The sequence below is a fragment of the Streptomyces sp. Q2 genome (assembly GCF_056820935.1).
Genome location: NZ_JBXEJE010000002.1, coordinates 132,295 through 148,797, shown reverse-complemented (window position 1 = coordinate 148,797; position 16,503 = coordinate 132,295). Strand labels below are relative to the sequence as shown.

12 protein-coding genes are annotated in these 16,503 nt (G+C 68.6%); 5 read left to right on the top strand and 7 right to left on the bottom strand.

What is annotated here, in order from left to right:
• Positions 1-116 precede the first annotated feature (116 nt).
• The gene (locus ACWBNA_RS02825) at positions 117-857 is read left to right on the top strand and encodes a class I SAM-dependent methyltransferase (protein WP_482701928.1); all 741 of its coding nucleotides are present in this window, start codon (positions 117-119) and stop codon (positions 855-857) included.
• Positions 858-988: 131 nt separating this feature from the next.
• On the opposite strand, the gene ACWBNA_RS02820 is transcribed toward ACWBNA_RS02825, so the two are convergent.
• From ACWBNA_RS02820 to ACWBNA_RS02790, 7 genes are all read right to left on the bottom strand, one after another.
• A complete protein-coding gene (locus tag ACWBNA_RS02820) occupies positions 989-2,113 on the bottom strand; it encodes an ABC transporter ATP-binding protein (protein ID WP_482701926.1) in 1,125 nt (374 codons plus the stop codon).
• A gap of 135 nt (positions 2,114-2,248) precedes the next feature.
• A complete protein-coding gene (locus tag ACWBNA_RS02815; protein WP_482701924.1) occupies positions 2,249-3,310 on the bottom strand; it encodes an ABC transporter ATP-binding protein in 1,062 nt (353 codons plus the stop codon).
• 10 nt (positions 3,311-3,320) lie between these two features.
• A complete protein-coding gene (locus ACWBNA_RS02810) occupies positions 3,321-4,301 on the bottom strand; it encodes an ABC transporter permease (protein WP_482701923.1) in 981 nt (326 codons plus the stop codon).
• 153 nt (positions 4,302-4,454) lie between these two features.
• Positions 4,455-6,263, bottom strand: a complete 1,809-nt coding sequence (locus tag ACWBNA_RS02805) for an ABC transporter substrate-binding protein (RefSeq protein ID WP_482701921.1) — start codon at positions 6,261-6,263, stop codon at positions 4,455-4,457.
• 101 nt (positions 6,264-6,364) lie between these two features.
• Positions 6,365-7,399: an ABC transporter permease gene (locus ACWBNA_RS02800; RefSeq protein WP_482701919.1), complete on the bottom strand. Its 1,035-nt coding sequence runs from the start codon at positions 7,397-7,399 to the stop codon at positions 6,365-6,367.
• Positions 7,400-8,060: 661 nt separating this feature from the next.
• A complete protein-coding gene (gene typA, locus ACWBNA_RS02795; RefSeq protein ID WP_482701916.1) occupies positions 8,061-9,968 on the bottom strand; it encodes a translational GTPase TypA in 1,908 nt (635 codons plus the stop codon).
• A 139-nt stretch (positions 9,969-10,107) separates the two neighbouring features.
• Positions 10,108-12,324, bottom strand: a complete 2,217-nt coding sequence (locus ACWBNA_RS02790; RefSeq protein WP_482701915.1) for an ABC transporter family substrate-binding protein — start codon at positions 12,322-12,324, stop codon at positions 10,108-10,110.
• A 285-nt stretch (positions 12,325-12,609) separates the two neighbouring features.
• Between ACWBNA_RS02790 and ACWBNA_RS02785 the strand changes: the two genes are divergently transcribed.
• Genes ACWBNA_RS02785 through ACWBNA_RS02770 form a run of 4 tightly spaced genes read left to right on the top strand, consistent with a single transcriptional unit; the run spans position 12,610 to position 16,501 of the window.
• Positions 12,610-12,900, top strand: coding sequence for a hypothetical protein (locus tag ACWBNA_RS02785; RefSeq protein WP_482701913.1), 291 nt, complete (start codon positions 12,610-12,612; stop codon positions 12,898-12,900).
• Between the two features lie 36 nt (positions 12,901-12,936).
• A complete protein-coding gene (locus ACWBNA_RS02780) occupies positions 12,937-13,776 on the top strand; it encodes a hypothetical protein (RefSeq protein WP_482701911.1) in 840 nt (279 codons plus the stop codon).
• Positions 13,777-13,793: 17 nt separating this feature from the next.
• Positions 13,794-15,728: a fumarate reductase/succinate dehydrogenase flavoprotein subunit gene (locus tag ACWBNA_RS02775; RefSeq protein ID WP_482701909.1), complete on the top strand. Its 1,935-nt coding sequence runs from the start codon at positions 13,794-13,796 to the stop codon at positions 15,726-15,728.
• Entirely contained in the window at positions 15,725-16,501 is a 777-nt protein-coding gene (locus ACWBNA_RS02770; RefSeq protein WP_482701907.1) for a succinate dehydrogenase/fumarate reductase iron-sulfur subunit, read from the top strand. The genes ACWBNA_RS02775 and ACWBNA_RS02770 overlap by 4 nt, the downstream gene beginning before the upstream one ends.
• Positions 16,502-16,503 lie beyond the last annotated feature (2 nt).

Below are 16,503 nucleotides of genomic sequence, written 5' to 3'. Positions count from 1 at the left end.
CTCCCGCTCCCCTCAAGGCCGTACGAACAAGACCGCACGAACAAGACCGAACCGACAAGGCCGTACGAACTCCCGATCCTGTCATCCGCCGCATCCCCCTGTGGCAGACTGCCGCGATGGTCGATCGGTCGTTCGGGGACCCCGAGCTCGCCGCCTTGTACGAGACGCTCAATCCGTGGCAGGCGGGGGACGACTTCTGTCTCGGATACGTGATGTCCGCCGGGTCCGTGCTGGACATCGGATGCGGCACCGGGCGGCTGCTCAGGCGGGCCCTGGAGGCGGGGCATCAAGGGCGGCTGGTGGGGCTCGATCCGGCGGCCGCCATGCTCGTGCTGGCGCGGCGGAGCACACCGCGGGTGGAGTGGGTACTCGGGGATCTGCTGACGCGGGAGTGGCACGGGGAGTTCGATCTGGTCGTGATGACCGGGCACGCGTTCCAGGTGCTCGTCGGCGACGAAGAGATCCGGCTCGCGCTACGGGCCGTGCGGGCAGCGCTCGCGGACGGCGGACGGTTCGTCTTCGAGACACGCAACCCCGCTGTCCGCGCCTGGGAGCGATGGACACCGGACCGGGTGTACGAGATCACCGGCCCTGACGGCGCCCCCGTACTCGTGTGGCACGAGGTCGAGCAGCCCGTCCTCGGAGACCGGGTGACGTTCACCGAGACCTTCGAGGGCGGACCGTGGAAGCGGCCCGTGATCAGCAGGACCACCTTGCGGTTCCTCGACGCCTGCGCCCTGTCCCGGTTCCTCGGCGAGGCGGGGCTCGCGGTCACCGAGCGGTACGGCGACTGGGGTCGGGGGCCGTGCACACCCGCGAGCCCCGAGATCATCACCGTGGCGCGGCCCGCCCTGTAGAACCGGCGGGCCCCGTCCTCCAGGGCCCCCGGCGCACCCCGTCCCCTAGGGTCCCCGGCGGATCACGCCGCAGGCCCGGGGTCTGGCACGCCCGTCCGCCGGACGGCCCTTGCTCCACCCCCGGTCCTCCCTCAGCCCTCCTCCAAGCCCTCCTCCAGCGCCGCCAGCGCCGGGTCCAGGACGATGTCCTCCTCGCGGCCCTCGATCGTCGGCTCCTCCGGGAAGTGGCAGGCCGTCAGATGGCCGTCATGGTTGCCGGAGAGCCGGATCAGTGGCGGTTCCTCCGCCGCGCACTTGTCCTGTGCCTTCCAGCAGCGGGTGCGGAAGCGGCAGCCGGAGGGCGGCGAGATGGGCGAGGGGACGTCGCCGGCCAGCCGGATGCGCTCCCGCCGGCCCGCTTCGGCGTCCGTGAGGTTCACCTCGGGTACGGCCGACAGCAGGGCGTGGGTGTAGGGGTGGCGGGGGCGGGTGTAGATGGAGGTGCGGTCGCCGACCTCGATGATCTTCCCGAGGTACATCACCGCCACCCGGTGGGAGAAGTGCCGTACGACGGCCAGGTCGTGGGCGATGAACAGGAACGCGATGCCGAGTTCCTGCTGGACCTTCTTGAGCAGGTTGACCACCTGCGCCTGGATGGAGACGTCGAGGGCCGAGACCGGCTCGTCGGCCACGATCAGCTTGGGCTCCAGGGCCAACGCCCTTGCCACACCGATGCGTTGGCGCTGACCGCCGGAGAACTCGTGCGGGAAGCGGTTGTAGTGCTCGGGGTTGAGACCGACGATCTCCAGGAGTTCGCGCACGCGCTTCTCCCGGCCGCCCTCCGGCTCGATCCCGTTGATCTCCATCGGGCCGGAGATGATCTTTCCGACCGTCTGCCGCGGGTTCAGGGAGGAGTACGGGTCCTGGAAGATCATCTGGATCTCGGACCTGATCGGCGCCAGTTCCTTGCGGCCGGCATGACTGATGTCCCGGCCGCGGTACGAGATCGTGCCGGCCGTCGGCTCCAACAACCGTGTGATCAGGCGTCCGGTGGTCGACTTGCCGCAGCCGGACTCCCCGACCAGGCCGAAGCTCTCGCCGACGTTCACGGTCAGGTCGATGCCGTCGACGGCCTGTACGGCGCCGACCGTGCGCCGGATCGGGAAGCCGCCCTTGACCGGGAAGTGCTTGGTGAGCCCCTCCACCACGAGCAGCGGCTCCCCGGGGCCGTCGGTGACGGCCTCGCGCGGGGCGGGGAGGACGAGATCCTCTTTCATGACTCCTCTTTCATGTCCGTCACGACCATGGCCGTCATGACCTGTACGCCATGACCTGTCCGTCACGACCTGTACGCCATGACCTGTACGCCATGGCCTGTCCGTCATGACCGTGTCCGTCACGACGCTGTCGTCCTACCCCAGTCGGGGCCGGATCTCCTCGATGAAGATGGTCCGCTTCTGTTCCGCCGTGAGGTGGCACGCGGAGGCCCGGTCCGGGGCCAGCAGGGGGCGCTCGGTGACACAGCGGGAGGCCCCGACCCGGTCCTGGAAGGTGCAGCGGGGATGGAAGCGGCAGCCGGACGGCGGTGTGAGCAGCGAGGGCGGGGCGCCGGGGATCGGCGAGAGGGGGGCGTCGAGGTCGGAGTTCAGGCGGGGCATCGAGTTCAACAGGCCCCAGGTGTACGGGTGCTGGGGCGAGCGCAGCACTTCGTTCACGGTGCCGCGCTCGACCGCTCCGCCCGCGTACATGACCATGATGTCGTCGGCCATGTCGGCGATGACGCCGAGGTCGTGCGTGATGAAGACGATCGCCGTCCCGAACTCGCTCTGGAGGTCCTTCAGGAGGTCGAGGATCTGGGCCTGGACGGTCACGTCGAGGGCCGTGGTCGGTTCGTCGGCGATCAGCAGGTCGGGGTCGCAGACCAGCGCCATCGCGATCATCGCGCGCTGACGCATGCCGCCGGAGAACTGGTGCGGGTAGTCCTTGGCCCGCTGCTGCGGGTTGGGGATGCCGACTTTGCCGAGCATCTCCACCGCGCGGTCCCAGGCCGCCTTCTTGGAGGCACCGGTGTGCTTCATGAAGGGTTCGGCGATCTGCCGGCCCACCGTGTAGTACGGGGACAGCGCGGTGAGCGGGTCCTGGAAGATCATGGCGGCCTTGTTGCCGCGCACCTTCTCCAGCTCGGACTCGCGGGCGGTGGTCAACTCCTTGCCGTCGAGGAGGATCTCGCCCTCGACGGTGGTGAACTTCGGGCTGTGCAGCCCCAGGATGGTCAGGTTGGTGACGGACTTGCCGGAGCCCGACTCCCCGACGATGCCGAGCGTCTTGCCGCGGTGGAGGTCGAAGGAGAGTCCGTCGACGGCCTTCACGATGCCGTCCTCGGTCTTGAACCTGACGTACAGGTCCCGCACCGACAGGAAGGCGTCCGCGTCCGCCGGGCTCGGGGACGCGGCTTCCTTGGTCACAGTGGTCACGACAGTGCTCCTAGGACAGCCGCACGCGCGGGTCGATGAAGGCGTAGCAGGCGTCGACGACGATGTTGCACAGCAGGATCGCGGCGGCGGAGAAGATCATCACGCCGAGCAGCAGCGGAAGATCGCTGAACTGCACCGACTCCACCGCGAGCCGTCCGAGTCCTGGGAGTCCGAAGGTGTACTCGGTGATGATCGCGCCGCCCAGCAGGGAGCTGAGGTCGATGCCGAGGATGGTGATGATCGGGATGAGGGAGCCGCGCCAGGCGTAGCGGAAGAAGACGTACTGCCGGGCCATGCCCTTGGCGCGGGCCGTGCGGACGTGTTCCTCCTGGAGTTGCTCGATCATCGCCGAGCGGGCCATACGGGTGTACTGCGCGGCGAAGATCGTCGACAGGACGGCCCAGGGGATCAGCAGTCCGGTGAACCAGGCGGCCGGGTTGTCGGTGAGGCTCGTGTACTTGGGCTCGTCGAAGAGGTGCGCCTGGTACACCAGGATCGCCAGTGCCAGCGGGCCCAGGAAGTAGATCTGCATCGAGCTGATCACCATGGAGCCCGCGGTGAAGGACTTGTCGACGAGGGTTCCGCGCTTCCACGCGGCCAGCAGTCCGGTGCCGAGCCCGATGAACAGGAACAGGATGGTGGCGCCGAACGCCAGCGAGAGCGTGAGCGGCAGCCGGTCCATCAGCGTCGACCAGACCGCCTCGTTGGTGTGGTACGAGTAGCCGAAGCACGGGGCGGGGCAGGGTCCCTGCGGGAAGTTGTCGCGGCCCATCACCAGCCCCTGCAGGAAGATCCAGTACTGCTCCGGGATCGACTTGTCGAGCCCGAGGGTGTGATGGATGTTCGCCAGGGCGTCGGGGGTGCACGTCTTGCCGCACATCAGCAGCGCCGGATCGCGGGGCATGCCGAAGAAGAGCAGGAAGGCGACCACGGTCAGCAGGACCAGGATCACGAGTGAGCCGAGGATCCGGCGGAAGAGGAAGCGCAGCATCTCAGTGGCAGCTTTCGGGCGTCGGAAGGCTGGCGGCCAGGGCCTGTGTCGCAAGCGTCATCCGCCAGGAGGGCGGCGGGCGCCACTTCCGGCACAGGCCCTGGGTGCGCCCCGTCACGGGACGGGGCGCACCTGACTCCGCTTGGGCGGGCGTTACTTCACGAACAGCCTGCGTGGGTCGACGCCGCCGATGACGTCGTCGTACACGAGGCCGCCGATCTTGGACCCGGCGATCTGGGTCTGCTTGTAGTACGCCGTCGGGATGTTGGAGACCATGTCCTTCACGATGTACTCGTTGATCTTGTTCCACTCCTCCGCGGCCTTGACCGGGTCGGTGATGGCGCTCACCCGGTCGATGTCCGCGTTGACCTTCGGGTCGTTGAGGTGCGAGTAGTTGGAGGCGCCGTCCTGGATCTGGCGGCCGTCGTACAGCGGCGGGATCACGGTCGACGCGCTCGGCCAGTCGGCACCCCACGCGGTGTGGTAGATGTCGTAGTTGTTCTTGACCTTGCTGACCTGGTCGTAGTACGTCTCGGCCGGGATCTCCTGGCGCTGGACGTCGAAGCCGGCCTTCTCCAGGCCCGCCGCCATGGCGGTGGAGTACTGCTGGCCCTCGGGGGTGTTGATGTAGCCGAAGGTCAGCTTCAGGCCCGTCTTGCCGGCCTTCTCCAGCAGTTCCTTGGCCTTGGCCGGGTCACCGGCGGGCTTCTTCTTCTTCCCGAACGGGTCGAAGGTCGGGTCGTACCCGGAGACGGTCGGGCTGATCAGACCGCCGGCGACCTCCATCGCGTCGGTGCCGCCGAAGGCACGCACGAAGGGGGTGACGGGCAGGGCGTAGGCGATGGCCTCGCGAACCGCCTTGTCCTGCATCTCGGGCTGCGACAGGTTGATGTTCATCTGTCCCACGTACGGCTGGTAGCCGGAGACCGTGCGGGACTTCATGGCCGCGTCGCGCAGGACCTTGGACAGGTTGCCCGCGTCGACCTGGTTGCTGAAGCTGATCGCGGTCGCGTTCGCGCCGCTGTCGTCGAGGATCGCCTTGGTCGAGTCCTCGAACTGCTTGTTGAACTCGAAGTTGAACCGGTCGACGTACTGGTGGCGGACCGCGTCGGTGGCCGGGTCCCAGTTGGTGTTCTTCACCAGGGTCATCGACTTGCCGGACTTGAAGTCCTGGATCTTGTACGGGCCCGCGGTCATCGGGGCCTTGTCGTACTTCTCCTTGGTGTCCTTCTTCTCCGACACCAGGGAGTAGCCCGCCATGGCCAGCGCGTACGGCAGGTCGGGCTTCGCCTGCTCGAAGTGGAAGACGATGGTCTTGTCGTCAGGTGTCGACAGGACGCTGTCCGGCAGGTGCTTGCCCTTGTAGGGGCCGTCCGGGAGGAGCTTGCGGTACTCCGCGCCCGGGGTGTTGGCCATCCACTGCTGGATGTAGGTGGGGCCGTTGGAGACGAACGGCGCGAAGAGCCGCTCGAAGGTGTGCCGTACGTCCGCGGCGGTGATCGCGGAGCCGTCGGCCCACTTGATCCCGTCCTTCAGCGTGTACGTCCAGGTCTTGCCGCCGTCGGTGGTCTTGCCGCTGTCGGTGGCGAGGTCACCGACGACCTCGTGCTTCTCACCGTCGTCGCTGGTGGCCTTGTAGGAGGTCAGGCCACGGTGGATCAGCTGCGAGAGCGCCATCTCGTCCGAGACGTAGATCTGTCCGGGGTCGAGGTGCGCGAAGCTGTCCCGCTGGAGCACCGTCACCGCGCCGCCCGGCTTGGCACCCGAGATCTCGGCCGCCGGGCCTGTCGAGGCCTTGGCGTCCCCGAAGGAGATGCCGGCCTGCTGCCGTTCGGCGTTCTGTTTGTCCTCCTTGTTGTCGCTGCTGTCCTTGCTGCCACCCTCGCTGCAGCCGGTGAGCACGAGAGCCCCCGCTGCGAGCAGTGACAGCGCGGCGTAGGCGTGGCGTCCACCCTTACCCATCACTCAGATCCACCCATCTTGTGTCACCAGTGCGAATGAAGTGCCGACCGGCCGTCGGTGCCGTCCGGTCGTGTCGGGCGAGGACGCCCAGAACCTGGCGGTCAGCGCGCCGTCTTGGGATCGAAGGCGTCCCTGACCGAGTCCCCGAGCAGGTTGAACGCGACGATGAAGATGATCATCGAGATGCCCGGGAAGAACATGTAGGTGATGTCGTTCTGCATCACGAGTTCGGTCGACGCCTTGGAGAACATCTGCCCCCAGTCCGGCGTCGGTTCGACGATGCCCACGCCGAGGAAGGACAGACCGGCCTCGGCGGTCACGAAGTTGGGGAGCATGTACGTCGACTGCACCAGGATCGGTGTGACCACGTTGGGCAGGATCTCCTTGCGGATGATGCGCCTGGGGGACGCCCCGCTCACCTTGGCCGCCTCGATGAACTCCCGTTCTCGCAGGGCGAGTGTGGTGCCGCGCAGGATGCGGCCGAGGCTCATCCAGCCGAGGAACCACTGCACCGCGATGAGGGCGACCACCCGGACGTACACCGGCGTCTCGTCCCGCGGGCTCACGAAGAGCGAGACCACGACCGGCATGCTCGCGATGAAGAAGAGCTGCGCGGGGAAGGCCAGCAGGAAGTCGATCACCCGGCTGATCCAGTAGTCGGTCCTGCCCCCGAGATAGCCGGCGGCGACCCCCAGGAGGATGCCGGTGACGACGGTGGCGACCGTCACCGCCAGGGAGATCATCAGGGAGTTGCGGATGCCGTAGATCAGCTTGGTGAAGACGTCGTAGCCGTTGCCCGGCTCCAGGCCGAACCAGAACTCGCCGCTGATGCCGCCGTTGGGCTGCAGGGGCACACCCGCGCTGTCGAAGAGCTCGGGGCGCTCGTCGGCGTTCACCGTGTACGGATCCTTGCCGTACAGCTTGGAGATCACCGGAGCGAGCAGTCCGATCGCGAAGAAGAAGATGACCACGCAGGCGGAGATCATGCCGGTGCGGTCGCGCTTGAAGCGGATCCACATCAACTGGCCGGGAGAACGGCCGACCAGCTGCTGGTCCTCGGGTTTCTTCTTCGGCTCGGGTTCGCCGTCGACGACGACCGACGTCCCGCCGCCCTCGATGTCGATAGGACTTGTCACAGTTCGCCCATTTCACAGATGTGGGTGTGCCGAGCCGGCGACCGACGCAGGCGTGCGCGATCGCGGACCGGATCATGAAGGAGCGTCAGGGCGCTCCGAGGAGACGGGAAACCCGCAGCCGGACGCGCGTAGGCGCCAGGGCGTGCTGAGCGGCCGGCCGCCTGCGCTCAGAGGCAATCGCCGTACAGGGGCGGACAGTTGACGGCTTTGGATGCTGTGACCCACCTGGTGCTTGTGACACCGCGCATGGGACTCCTCCTCATGACTCCACGTGTTCACCAACAGGAGGGGGCGCATGTCTGTCCTCCGACACCCCTGACGGAGGGCCAGACACCCCCTGGTGCTCGTGAGTCGGCACTGTCCCCACAGCGCGAGACCCATTGACCCGAGCGTTACGCGGCTAACTATCTGCCATGAGCCAACTACCGACCACCGTCTTTAAATCTCAATTCAGTCACAGCTGACGCGTACATCTTCCAAAACTTGGACAAACTGTTCGGCACGAGAAGGGTGCGAAACGGACGTGTTACATGGGTACCGGGCGAGGATCTCCGCAATCCGGACACGCGTCACCTCAGGATCAGGCCAAAACCGGTTGCAAAAAGCCCGGTTGCCCCCACCATGGGGGCAACCGGGCTCAGGGCTGTGTGCCGACTGGGCGTCAGCCGTGCTTGGCGCGGCTCGCGGAGCGGCCGCGCTCCTTCTGGTCGAGGACGACCTTGCGGATGCGAACGGCCTCCGGGGTCACCTCGACGCACTCGTCGTCGCGGCAGAACTCCAGGGACTGCTCCAGGGAGAGCTTGCGCGGCGGGACGATCGCCTCGAACGAGTCGGCGGCGGCCGAGCGCATGTTGGTGAGCTTCTTCTCCTTGGTGATGTTCACGTCCATGTCGTCGGCGCGGGAGTTCTCGCCGACGATCATGCCCTCGTACACCTCGGTGCCGGGGTCGGTGAACAGGACGCCGCGCTCCTGGAGGTTCGTCATCGCGAAGGCGGTGACGGCGCCCGCGCGGTCGGCGACCAGCGAACCGTTGTTACGGGTCGTCAGGGGGCCGAACCACGGCTCGTGGCCCTCGTGGATGGAGTGGGCGATGCCCGTGCCGCGCGTGCCGGTGAGGAACTCGGTCCGGAAGCCGATGAGGCCGCGGGAGGGGACGACGAACTCCAGACGGACCCAGCCCGAGCCGTGGTTCGACATGTTGTCCATGCGGCCCTTGCGGACGCCCATGAGCTGCGTGACCGCGCCCATGTGCTCCTCGGGCACGTCGATCGTCATGCGCTCGACCGGCTCGTGGACCTTGCCGTCGATCTCCTGGGTGACCACCTGGGGCTTGCCGATGGTCAGCTCGAAGCCCTCGCGGCGCATCTGCTCGACCAGGATGGCGAGCGCCAGCTCACCACGGCCCTGGACCTCCCACGCGTCCGGACGCTCGGTGTCGAGCACGCGGAGCGAGACGTTACCGACCAGCTCGCGGTCCAGACGGTCCTTGACCTGACGGGCGGTGACCTTGCGGTCCTTGACCGCGGCCTTCGCGGTGGCGCCCTTGCCGGTGCCGCCGCGGCCGACCAGCGGCGAGGTGTTCGTACCGATGGTCATCGAGATCGCCGGCTCGTCGACCGTGATCAGGGGCAGCGCGACCGGGTTCTCGGGGTCGGCGAGCGTCTCGCCGATCATGATGTCCGGGATACCGGCCACCGCGCAGATGTCACCGGGGCCGGCCTTCTCGGCGGGCTTACGGGTGAGCGCCTCGGTCATCATCAGCTCGGTGATGCGGACGTTGGACATCGTGCCGTCACGCTTGATCCACGTGACCGTCTGGCCCTTGCGCAGCTCGCCCTGCTCGACGCGGAGCAGCGCGATACGGCCGAGGAAGTTGTCCGCGTCCAGGTTGGTGACGTGCGCCTGGAGCGGGGCCTCCTCGTCGTACTCGGGGGCCGGGACGTGGGACAGGATCGTGGAGAAGAACGGCTCCAGGCTGTCGCTGTCGGCCGGGACGGTGCCGTCCTCCGGCTTGGTCAGCGAGGCCACGCCGTCCCGCGCACACGCGTAGACGATCGGGAACTCGATCTGGTCCTCGTCGGCGTCGAGGTCGAGGAAGAGGTCGTAGGCCTCGTTCACGACCTCGTCGATGCGCGAGTCCGGGCGGTCCGTCTTGTTGATGCACAGGATGACGGGCAGGCGGGCCTGCAGCGCCTTGCGCAGCACGAAGCGGGTCTGCGGGAGCGGGCCCTCGGAGGCGTCGACCAGCAGCACGACCGCGTCCACCATCGACAGGCCGCGCTCGACCTCACCACCGAAGTCGGCGTGGCCGGGGGTGTCGATGATGTTGATGGTGATGACATCGCTGCCATCCTTCGGGTGGTACTTGACCGCCGTGTTCTTGGCCAGGATCGTGATGCCCTTCTCACGCTCCAGGTCGTTCGAGTCCATCATGCGGTCGTCGAGCGATTCGGCGGCGTGCGCGGCGAAGGCACCCGCCTGCTTGAGCATGGCGTCGACGAGGGTCGTCTTGCCGTGGTCGACGTGGGCGACGATGGCGACGTTGCGGATGTCGTGGCGCGTGGCCATATTGCGGCGATCTCCCGGAGTGTGAGGAAGGCCTGCGCGTACATCTGTGTTACGCGGGACCCTGCCGGGCTGGACACGCCACGGCCTCACCCCATGGTACGTGGCCCTGGCGGAGACGGCCTCCACAGGGCCACGGGGCTCACTTCGGCGACGCGCTCGCGGACTGCTTCATGCCCTTCTTCAGGAAGCCCATGTCCTCGTAGACCGGTGTCTGGAAGCCGAAGGCTCCGGCGTTGGCCAGGCCCTTTCGTACGGCCGTGAGCTGGGGGCGCTGGTAGAGGGGGATGGAGCCGGCCGCCGCCCAGATCCGGGAGTCGGCCTTGCGGATGAGGCCGCGGCTCTCGTCCTGGTCGAGCGTGGCGACGGCCTGGTCGAAGAGCTGGTCGACCTGGTCGGTGCCGACGCGGGTGTAGTTCTGCTCGACGTTCAGGGAGCCGTCGGCTGCGGGCACCGGCTTGGCGAAGATGGGGCGGGCGTCGGTCGCCGGGAAGGCGGAGGCGGGCCAGGAGTACAGGGCGAGGTCGTACTGGCCGGACGCGATGTGGTCCTTGAAGTAGCTCTCGTCTGCGACCTTGGAGATCTCGGCGCGGATGCCGACCTTCCGCAGCATGCGGCTGATCCGGTCGGCCACCGTGCGGAGCGTCTGCGAGCCCGCCCCCGACGGGAGCACGAAGCGGAGGGTGAGCGGCTTGCCGTCCTTGGCGAGGACTCCGGCCGCGGTGCCCGCCGGGGCCGCGGTGCCCTTGGGGGCGTAGGCGCCGGGAGCACCGCCCTGCTCCAGCTGGTTCGCGTACTGCCTGCCGTCCTGGGCGAGGTGCTTGCCGCCCTCCTCGCCCTGCTCCGAGTGGTTCTCGGCGTCGCTCCGCGTGTGGCTCGTCGCGTGCTTCTTCTCCTGGTCGGCCTCGTGGCGGGCCTTGCCGTCCTCCCCGACGATGTACGTCCCGTCGTCGCCCTCGGCGGACTCCTCCTCGGCCTTCTCGGACGTCCCGGACTTCCCGGCCTTCCCGGCCGCCTCGCGCTCGGCGCCGGCCGCCTCCTCCCCCTTCTTCTTCTCCTTCTTGACCGGCCCGCCGAGCACCCACCCGGCGTCCGCGAGCAGCGCCCGCGCCTCCGCGGTGTCCTGCCCGCCGAGAGCGCCGCTGTTGTCGGCGTAGGCGGCCTGACCGGCCAGCGCGAGGTGGCTGCCGACCGGCTCGGCGGGCAGCCCGAGCGGCTTGAGGACGGCCTTCGCCAGCGCCTCCCTGTCCAGGGCGCGGGCGACGGCCCGGCGCACGCGCTCGTCGGCCAGCGGACCGTCGGCGCCGTTGAGGGCGAGCTGGGTGTAGGCGGGTTCCAGGGACTTGCGGACCTCGAAGCCCTGAAGGGCCGCCTGCCGGCTCCGGTGGTCGGCGACCGTCTTGCGCCGCTGCTCGCCGGCGCTGTTCTCCTTGGTGCCGTCCGGGCCCTGGAGCGGGGCGCTCGTGCCCTTGCCCGCGGCGCGCGCGGCGAGGGTGATGCGTCCGGCGGACTCGGGGTCGATCTCGGCGAGGTCGACCGTCCCGGCGGCCAGCGCGGCGGCCCGCTTGTCGCGCGGTACGGCCCGCAGCACGATCTCGGTCAGCTTGGCGGGCCGCCCCCACCAGCGCGGATTACGGGTGAGGGTGACCTCGTCGTCCTTGCTGTCGACCTTCTTCAGGGCGAACGGACCGGCGGTGACCTTGAGCTTCCGCCGTGCCCCGTCGTTGAAAACGTCCGGGGCCCCCATGACGTCCTTCGGGTACAGCGGCGAGAACAGCGACTGCCAGTCGGCGTACGGCCGCCCGAAGGTGACCCGCACCTCCAGGTCGTTCGCGCCGCGCTCGATCTTCTCGATGCGCTCGTACCCGGCGTTGCGCGCGGTCCAGTACGCGGTGTCCTTGCCGGACAGGGCCCGCCACTGGGCGGCGAAGTCGGCGGCGCCGATCTCCCGGCCGTCGCTCCACACGGCCTGCTGGTTCAGCTTGTACAGCACGACCTGCTTCGGCTCGGTGTCGACGACCTTCGCGGACTCCAGGTAGTCGGGGTTGCGCTCGGGCCGGCCGTTGCGGTCCATCCGGTACATCGACGGCAGCACGGCCTGCGCGATCCGGTGGGTTCCCGCGTCCGCGTCCGCCTGGAACGTGTTCAGCGTCTCCGGGACGGCGTCCACGGCCCAGCGCAGGGTGCCGCCGTCGGCGAGCTGGGCGCGGCCGGCCGGTGCGATGTCCTGACCGGCGAGCGGCCTGCCCGCCTGGTCCTCGGAACTGCATCCGGCGAGCACGGGCACCGCGAGCGCACCCGCGGTGAGGAAGGAGACCGAGCGCATGACCGCGCGCAGTCTGACGCCGTCGTGGAACATCTGCTTACCTCCGGGAGCCGCGGGCGTTATGATCACTTTTGGCGGTATATGGAGCTGATCACATGTATGCGGCCACTGAAGAGGAAAGGGTTCGGCAACGGACGGCGACACGGCGACGACAGCCGGGAAGGCCACCCGTGCGGCGCAACGCACCACGGAATGCACCCATACGCCTCGGCCAATCGGTGCACGTCCCTTCCCACCGGTAGGTGTGACGCGCAACACTCGCAGGCGCATGAACGTTGCCGCCCAGGGCAATCCCGCCCACGGAAGTGAGGTCACGTCATGTCCGTGCACGACGAACTGACAATGGTGCAGCGCTGCCTCGACGATCTGACCCGGTCGGTCGGACGCCTGGAGCAGCAGCTCGGCAACGGCGGGCTCGACATGCGCCGCGTCCGCGCCGACGCCGACCACCTGCGCGAGAGCGTCGCGCTGCTGCGGGAGGCGGCCTCCACACCGGCCTCACCCAGGCGCCCCGATCTCGTCACCATCCCCGACACCCCGTACGACGACTCACTGTGGATCGACTCGGACGACGAGGGACTCGGCGCCCGGGACCGCCGCGCCCCCTGAGCCGTCCCGGAGTCCCGACCCGACCGGAGTCATGAATTGGCCACTGGTACGGAACCTCCCGCCACAGAAGACGCCCATCCCCGGCGCGGCGGCGTGCACACCGGTACGCGCGCCGCGATCGACGCCCCGCACCTGCGGACCGACCGCTGGTGGCTGGCCCCGGCCGCCACGGCGGCCGGTCTGCTCGCCTTCATCGTGTACTCGACGTGGCGGGCGTTCGCGAACGCCGACTACTACGCGGCGCCGTACGTCTCGCCCTTCTACTCCCCCTGTCTGGCGGAGAACTGCGAGCCGATGCGGAGCGGCCCCAACACCGACCTGTTCGGCGGCTGGTGGGGCATCTCCCCCGCGATCATCATCCTGATCTTCCCGCTCGGCTTCCGCCTGACCTGCTACTACTACCGCAAGGCCTACTACCGGGGCTTCTGGGCCTCGCCCCCCGCCTGCGCGGTGGCCGAGCCGCACAAGAAGTACACGGGCGAGACCCGCTTCCCGCTGGTGCTGCAGAACATCCACCGGTACTTCTTCTACGCCGCGATCGTCGTCGCCGGGATCCTGACCTACGACACCGTGCTCGCCTTCCGCGACGAGCACTACGAGTGGGGCCACATGGGTCTGGGCACCCTGGTCTTCCTGCTCAACATCGTGCTGATCTGGGCGTACACGATCTCCTGCCACTCCTGCCGGCACATCGTCGGCGGCAAGCTCAAGCACTTCTCCAAGCATCCCGTGCGCTACCGGATGTGGCAGTGGGTCGGCAGGCTCAACGCCCGGCACATGCTGCTCGCCTGGACCTCGCTGGTGAGCGTGGCGCTCGCCGACTTCTACGTGTACCTGGTGGCGTCCGGCGCGTTCGACGATCCGCGCTTCTTCTAGATGAGTGGGGCTTTTTGATGTCCGTGGTCGACCGGCAGGAATGGGACGTCGTCGTGGTCGGCGCCGGCGGGGCCGGGCTGCGTGCCGCCATCGAGGCACGCGAGCGCGGTGCCCGTACGGCCGTGATCTGCAAGTCGCTGTTCGGCAAGGCGCACACGGTGATGGCCGAGGGCGGCATCGCGGCGGCGATGGGCAACGTGAACTCCGGCGACAACTGGCAGGTCCACTTCCGCGACACCATGCGCGGCGGGAAGTTCCTCAACCAGTGGCGGATGGCCGAGCTGCACGCGCGGGAGGCTCCGGACCGGGTGTGGGAGCTGGAGACCTGGGGCGCCCTGTTCGACCGTACGAAGGACGGCCGGATCTCGCAGCGCAACTTCGGCGGCCACGAGTACCCGCGCCTGGCCCATGTCGGCGACCGCACGGGCCTGGAACTGATCCGCACCCTCCAGCAGAAGATCGTGTCGCTGCAGCAGGAGGACTTCCAGGAGACCGGCGACTACGAGTCGCGCCTGAAGGTGTACCAGGAGTGCACGGTCACCCGGGTCCTCAAGGACGGCTCGCGGGTGTCCGGCGTCTTCGCCTACGACCGCGAGACCGGCCGTTTCTTCGTCCTCGAGGCCCCCGCCGTGGTGATCGCGACCGGCGGCATCGGCAAGTCCTTCAAGGTGACGTCGAACTCGTGGGAGTACACCGGCGACGGCCACGCGCTGGCGCTGCTGGCCGGGGCACCCCTCCTCAACATGGAGTTCGTGCAGTTCCACCCGACGGGCATGGTCTGGCCGCCGTCGGTGAAGGGCATCCTCGTCACCGAGTCGGTGCGCGGTGACGGCGGGGTGCTCAGGAACTCCGAGGGCAAGCGGTTCATGTTCGACTACATCCCCGACGTCTTCAAGGAGAAGTACGCCCAGTCCGAGGAGGAGGGCGACCGCTGGTACGAGGACCCGGACCACAACCGGCGCCCGCCCGAGCTGCTCCCCCGCGACGAGGTGGCCCGCGCGATCAACTCCGAGGTCAAGGCCGGCCGCGGCTCCCCGCACGGCGGCGTGTTCCTCGACGTGTCGACGCGGATGCCCGCCGAGGTGATCCGGCGCCGGCTGCCGTCGATGTACCACCAGTTCAAGGAGCTGGCCGACGTCGACATCACGGCGGAGCCGATGGAAGTCGGGCCCACCTGTCACTACGTGATGGGCGGCATCGCCGTCGAGTCGGACACGGCGGCCGCGCGCGGGGTGCCGGGTCTGTTCGCGGCCGGTGAGGTCGCGGGCGGCATGCACGGCTCCAACCGCCTGGGCGGCAACTCGCTGTCCGACCTGCTGGTGTTCGGCCGGCGCGCGGGCTGGCACGCGGCCGACTACGCGACCGGGCTCACGGCGGACCGCCCGCCCGTGGACGACAGCCAGGTCGACACGGCGGCGGCGGAGGCCCTGCGGCCGTTCTCGGCGGAAGGCCCGGAACCCGCCGGGGGGCCGCCGGAGAACCCGTACACCCTCCACCAGGAACTCCAGCAGACCATGAACGACCTGGTCGGCATCATCCGCCGCGAGGCGGAGATGGAGCAGGCCCTGGAGAAGCTGGCCGATCTGCGCCTGCGTGCCCGGCGGGCCGGCGTCGAGGGCCACCGCCAGTTCAACCCGGGCTGGCACCTGGCCCTGGACCTGCGGAACATGCTCCTGGTCAGCGAGTGCGTGGCCCGGGCCGCGCTGGAGCGGACCGAGTCGCGCGGCGGTCACACCCGCGAGGACCACCCGGCGATGGACCGCGAGTGGCGCCCCGTCAACCTGCTGTGCCGGCTCACGGATCCGACCGGCGGGCTGGCGGCCACCGACCCGGTGCGCGGCCAGATCGACCTCACCCGTGAGTCCACCGACCGCATCCGCCCCGACCTGCTCTCCCTCTTCGACAAGGAGGAGCTGGTCAAGTACCTCGCCGAAGAGGAGCTGTACGAATGAGCGGCTACACGGCCCACTTCAAGGTGTGGCGGGGGGACGCGAAGGGCGGCGGCCTGGAGGACTTCAAGGTCGAGGTGAACGAGGGCGAGGTCGTCCTCGACATCATCCACCGCCTCCAGGCCACCCAGGCCGGTGACCTCGCCGTCCGCTGGAACTGCAAGGCCGGCAAGTGCGGCTCGTGCTCCGCGGAGATCAACGGGCGCCCCCGCCTGATGTGCATGACCCGCATGTCGGTGTTCACCCCCGAGGAGACGATCACCGTCACTCCGCTGCGCGCCTTTCCCGTGGTGCGGGATCTGGTGACCGACGTCGGCTTCAACTACACCAAGGCCCGCGAGGTACCCGCCTTCGTACCGCCCGCCGATCTCGGTCCCGGCGAGTACCGGATGATGCAGGAGGACGTGGACCGGTCGCAGGAGTTCCGCAAGTGCATCGAGTGCTTCCTGTGCCAGGACACCTGCCATGTGGTCCGCGACCACGAGGAGAACAAGCCGGCGTTCGCGGGTCCGCGGTTCCTGATGCGGGTCGCCGAACTGGACATGCACCCGCTGGACGCTGCGGCGGAGGCCGGGCTCGACCGCAAGCGGTCGGCCCAGGACGATCACGGTCTCGGCTACTGCAACATCACCAAGTGCTGCACGGAGGTCTGCCCCGAGGGCATCAAGATCACGGACAACGCGCTGATCCCCCTGAAGGAACGGGCGGTCGACCGCAAGTACGACCCGCTCGTGTGGCTCGGCAACAAGATCCGCCGGAGGCCTTCTTCGGGCTGATC

Coding starts and splice junctions, on each gene's coding strand:
- ACWBNA_RS02825 (WP_482701928.1), top strand. CDS start 117: ATGGTCGATCGGTCGTTCGGGGACCCCGAGCTCGCCGCCTTGTACGAG.
- ACWBNA_RS02820 (WP_482701926.1), bottom strand. CDS start 2,113: ATGAAAGAGGATCTCGTCCTCCCCGCCCCGCGCGAGGCCGTCACCGAC.
- ACWBNA_RS02810 (WP_482701923.1), bottom strand. CDS start 4,301: ATGCTGCGCTTCCTCTTCCGCCGGATCCTCGGCTCACTCGTGATCCTG.
- ACWBNA_RS02805 (WP_482701921.1), bottom strand. CDS start 6,263: ATGGGTAAGGGTGGACGCCACGCCTACGCCGCGCTGTCACTGCTCGCA.
- typA (WP_482701916.1), bottom strand. CDS start 9,968: ATGGCCACGCGCCACGACATCCGCAACGTCGCCATCGTCGCCCACGTC.
- ACWBNA_RS02790 (WP_482701915.1), bottom strand. CDS start 12,324: ATGTTCCACGACGGCGTCAGACTGCGCGCGGTCATGCGCTCGGTCTCC.
- ACWBNA_RS02785 (WP_482701913.1), top strand. CDS start 12,610: ATGTCCGTGCACGACGAACTGACAATGGTGCAGCGCTGCCTCGACGAT.
- ACWBNA_RS02775 (WP_482701909.1), top strand. CDS start 13,794: ATGTCCGTGGTCGACCGGCAGGAATGGGACGTCGTCGTGGTCGGCGCC.
- ACWBNA_RS02770 (WP_482701907.1), top strand. CDS start 15,725: ATGAGCGGCTACACGGCCCACTTCAAGGTGTGGCGGGGGGACGCGAAG.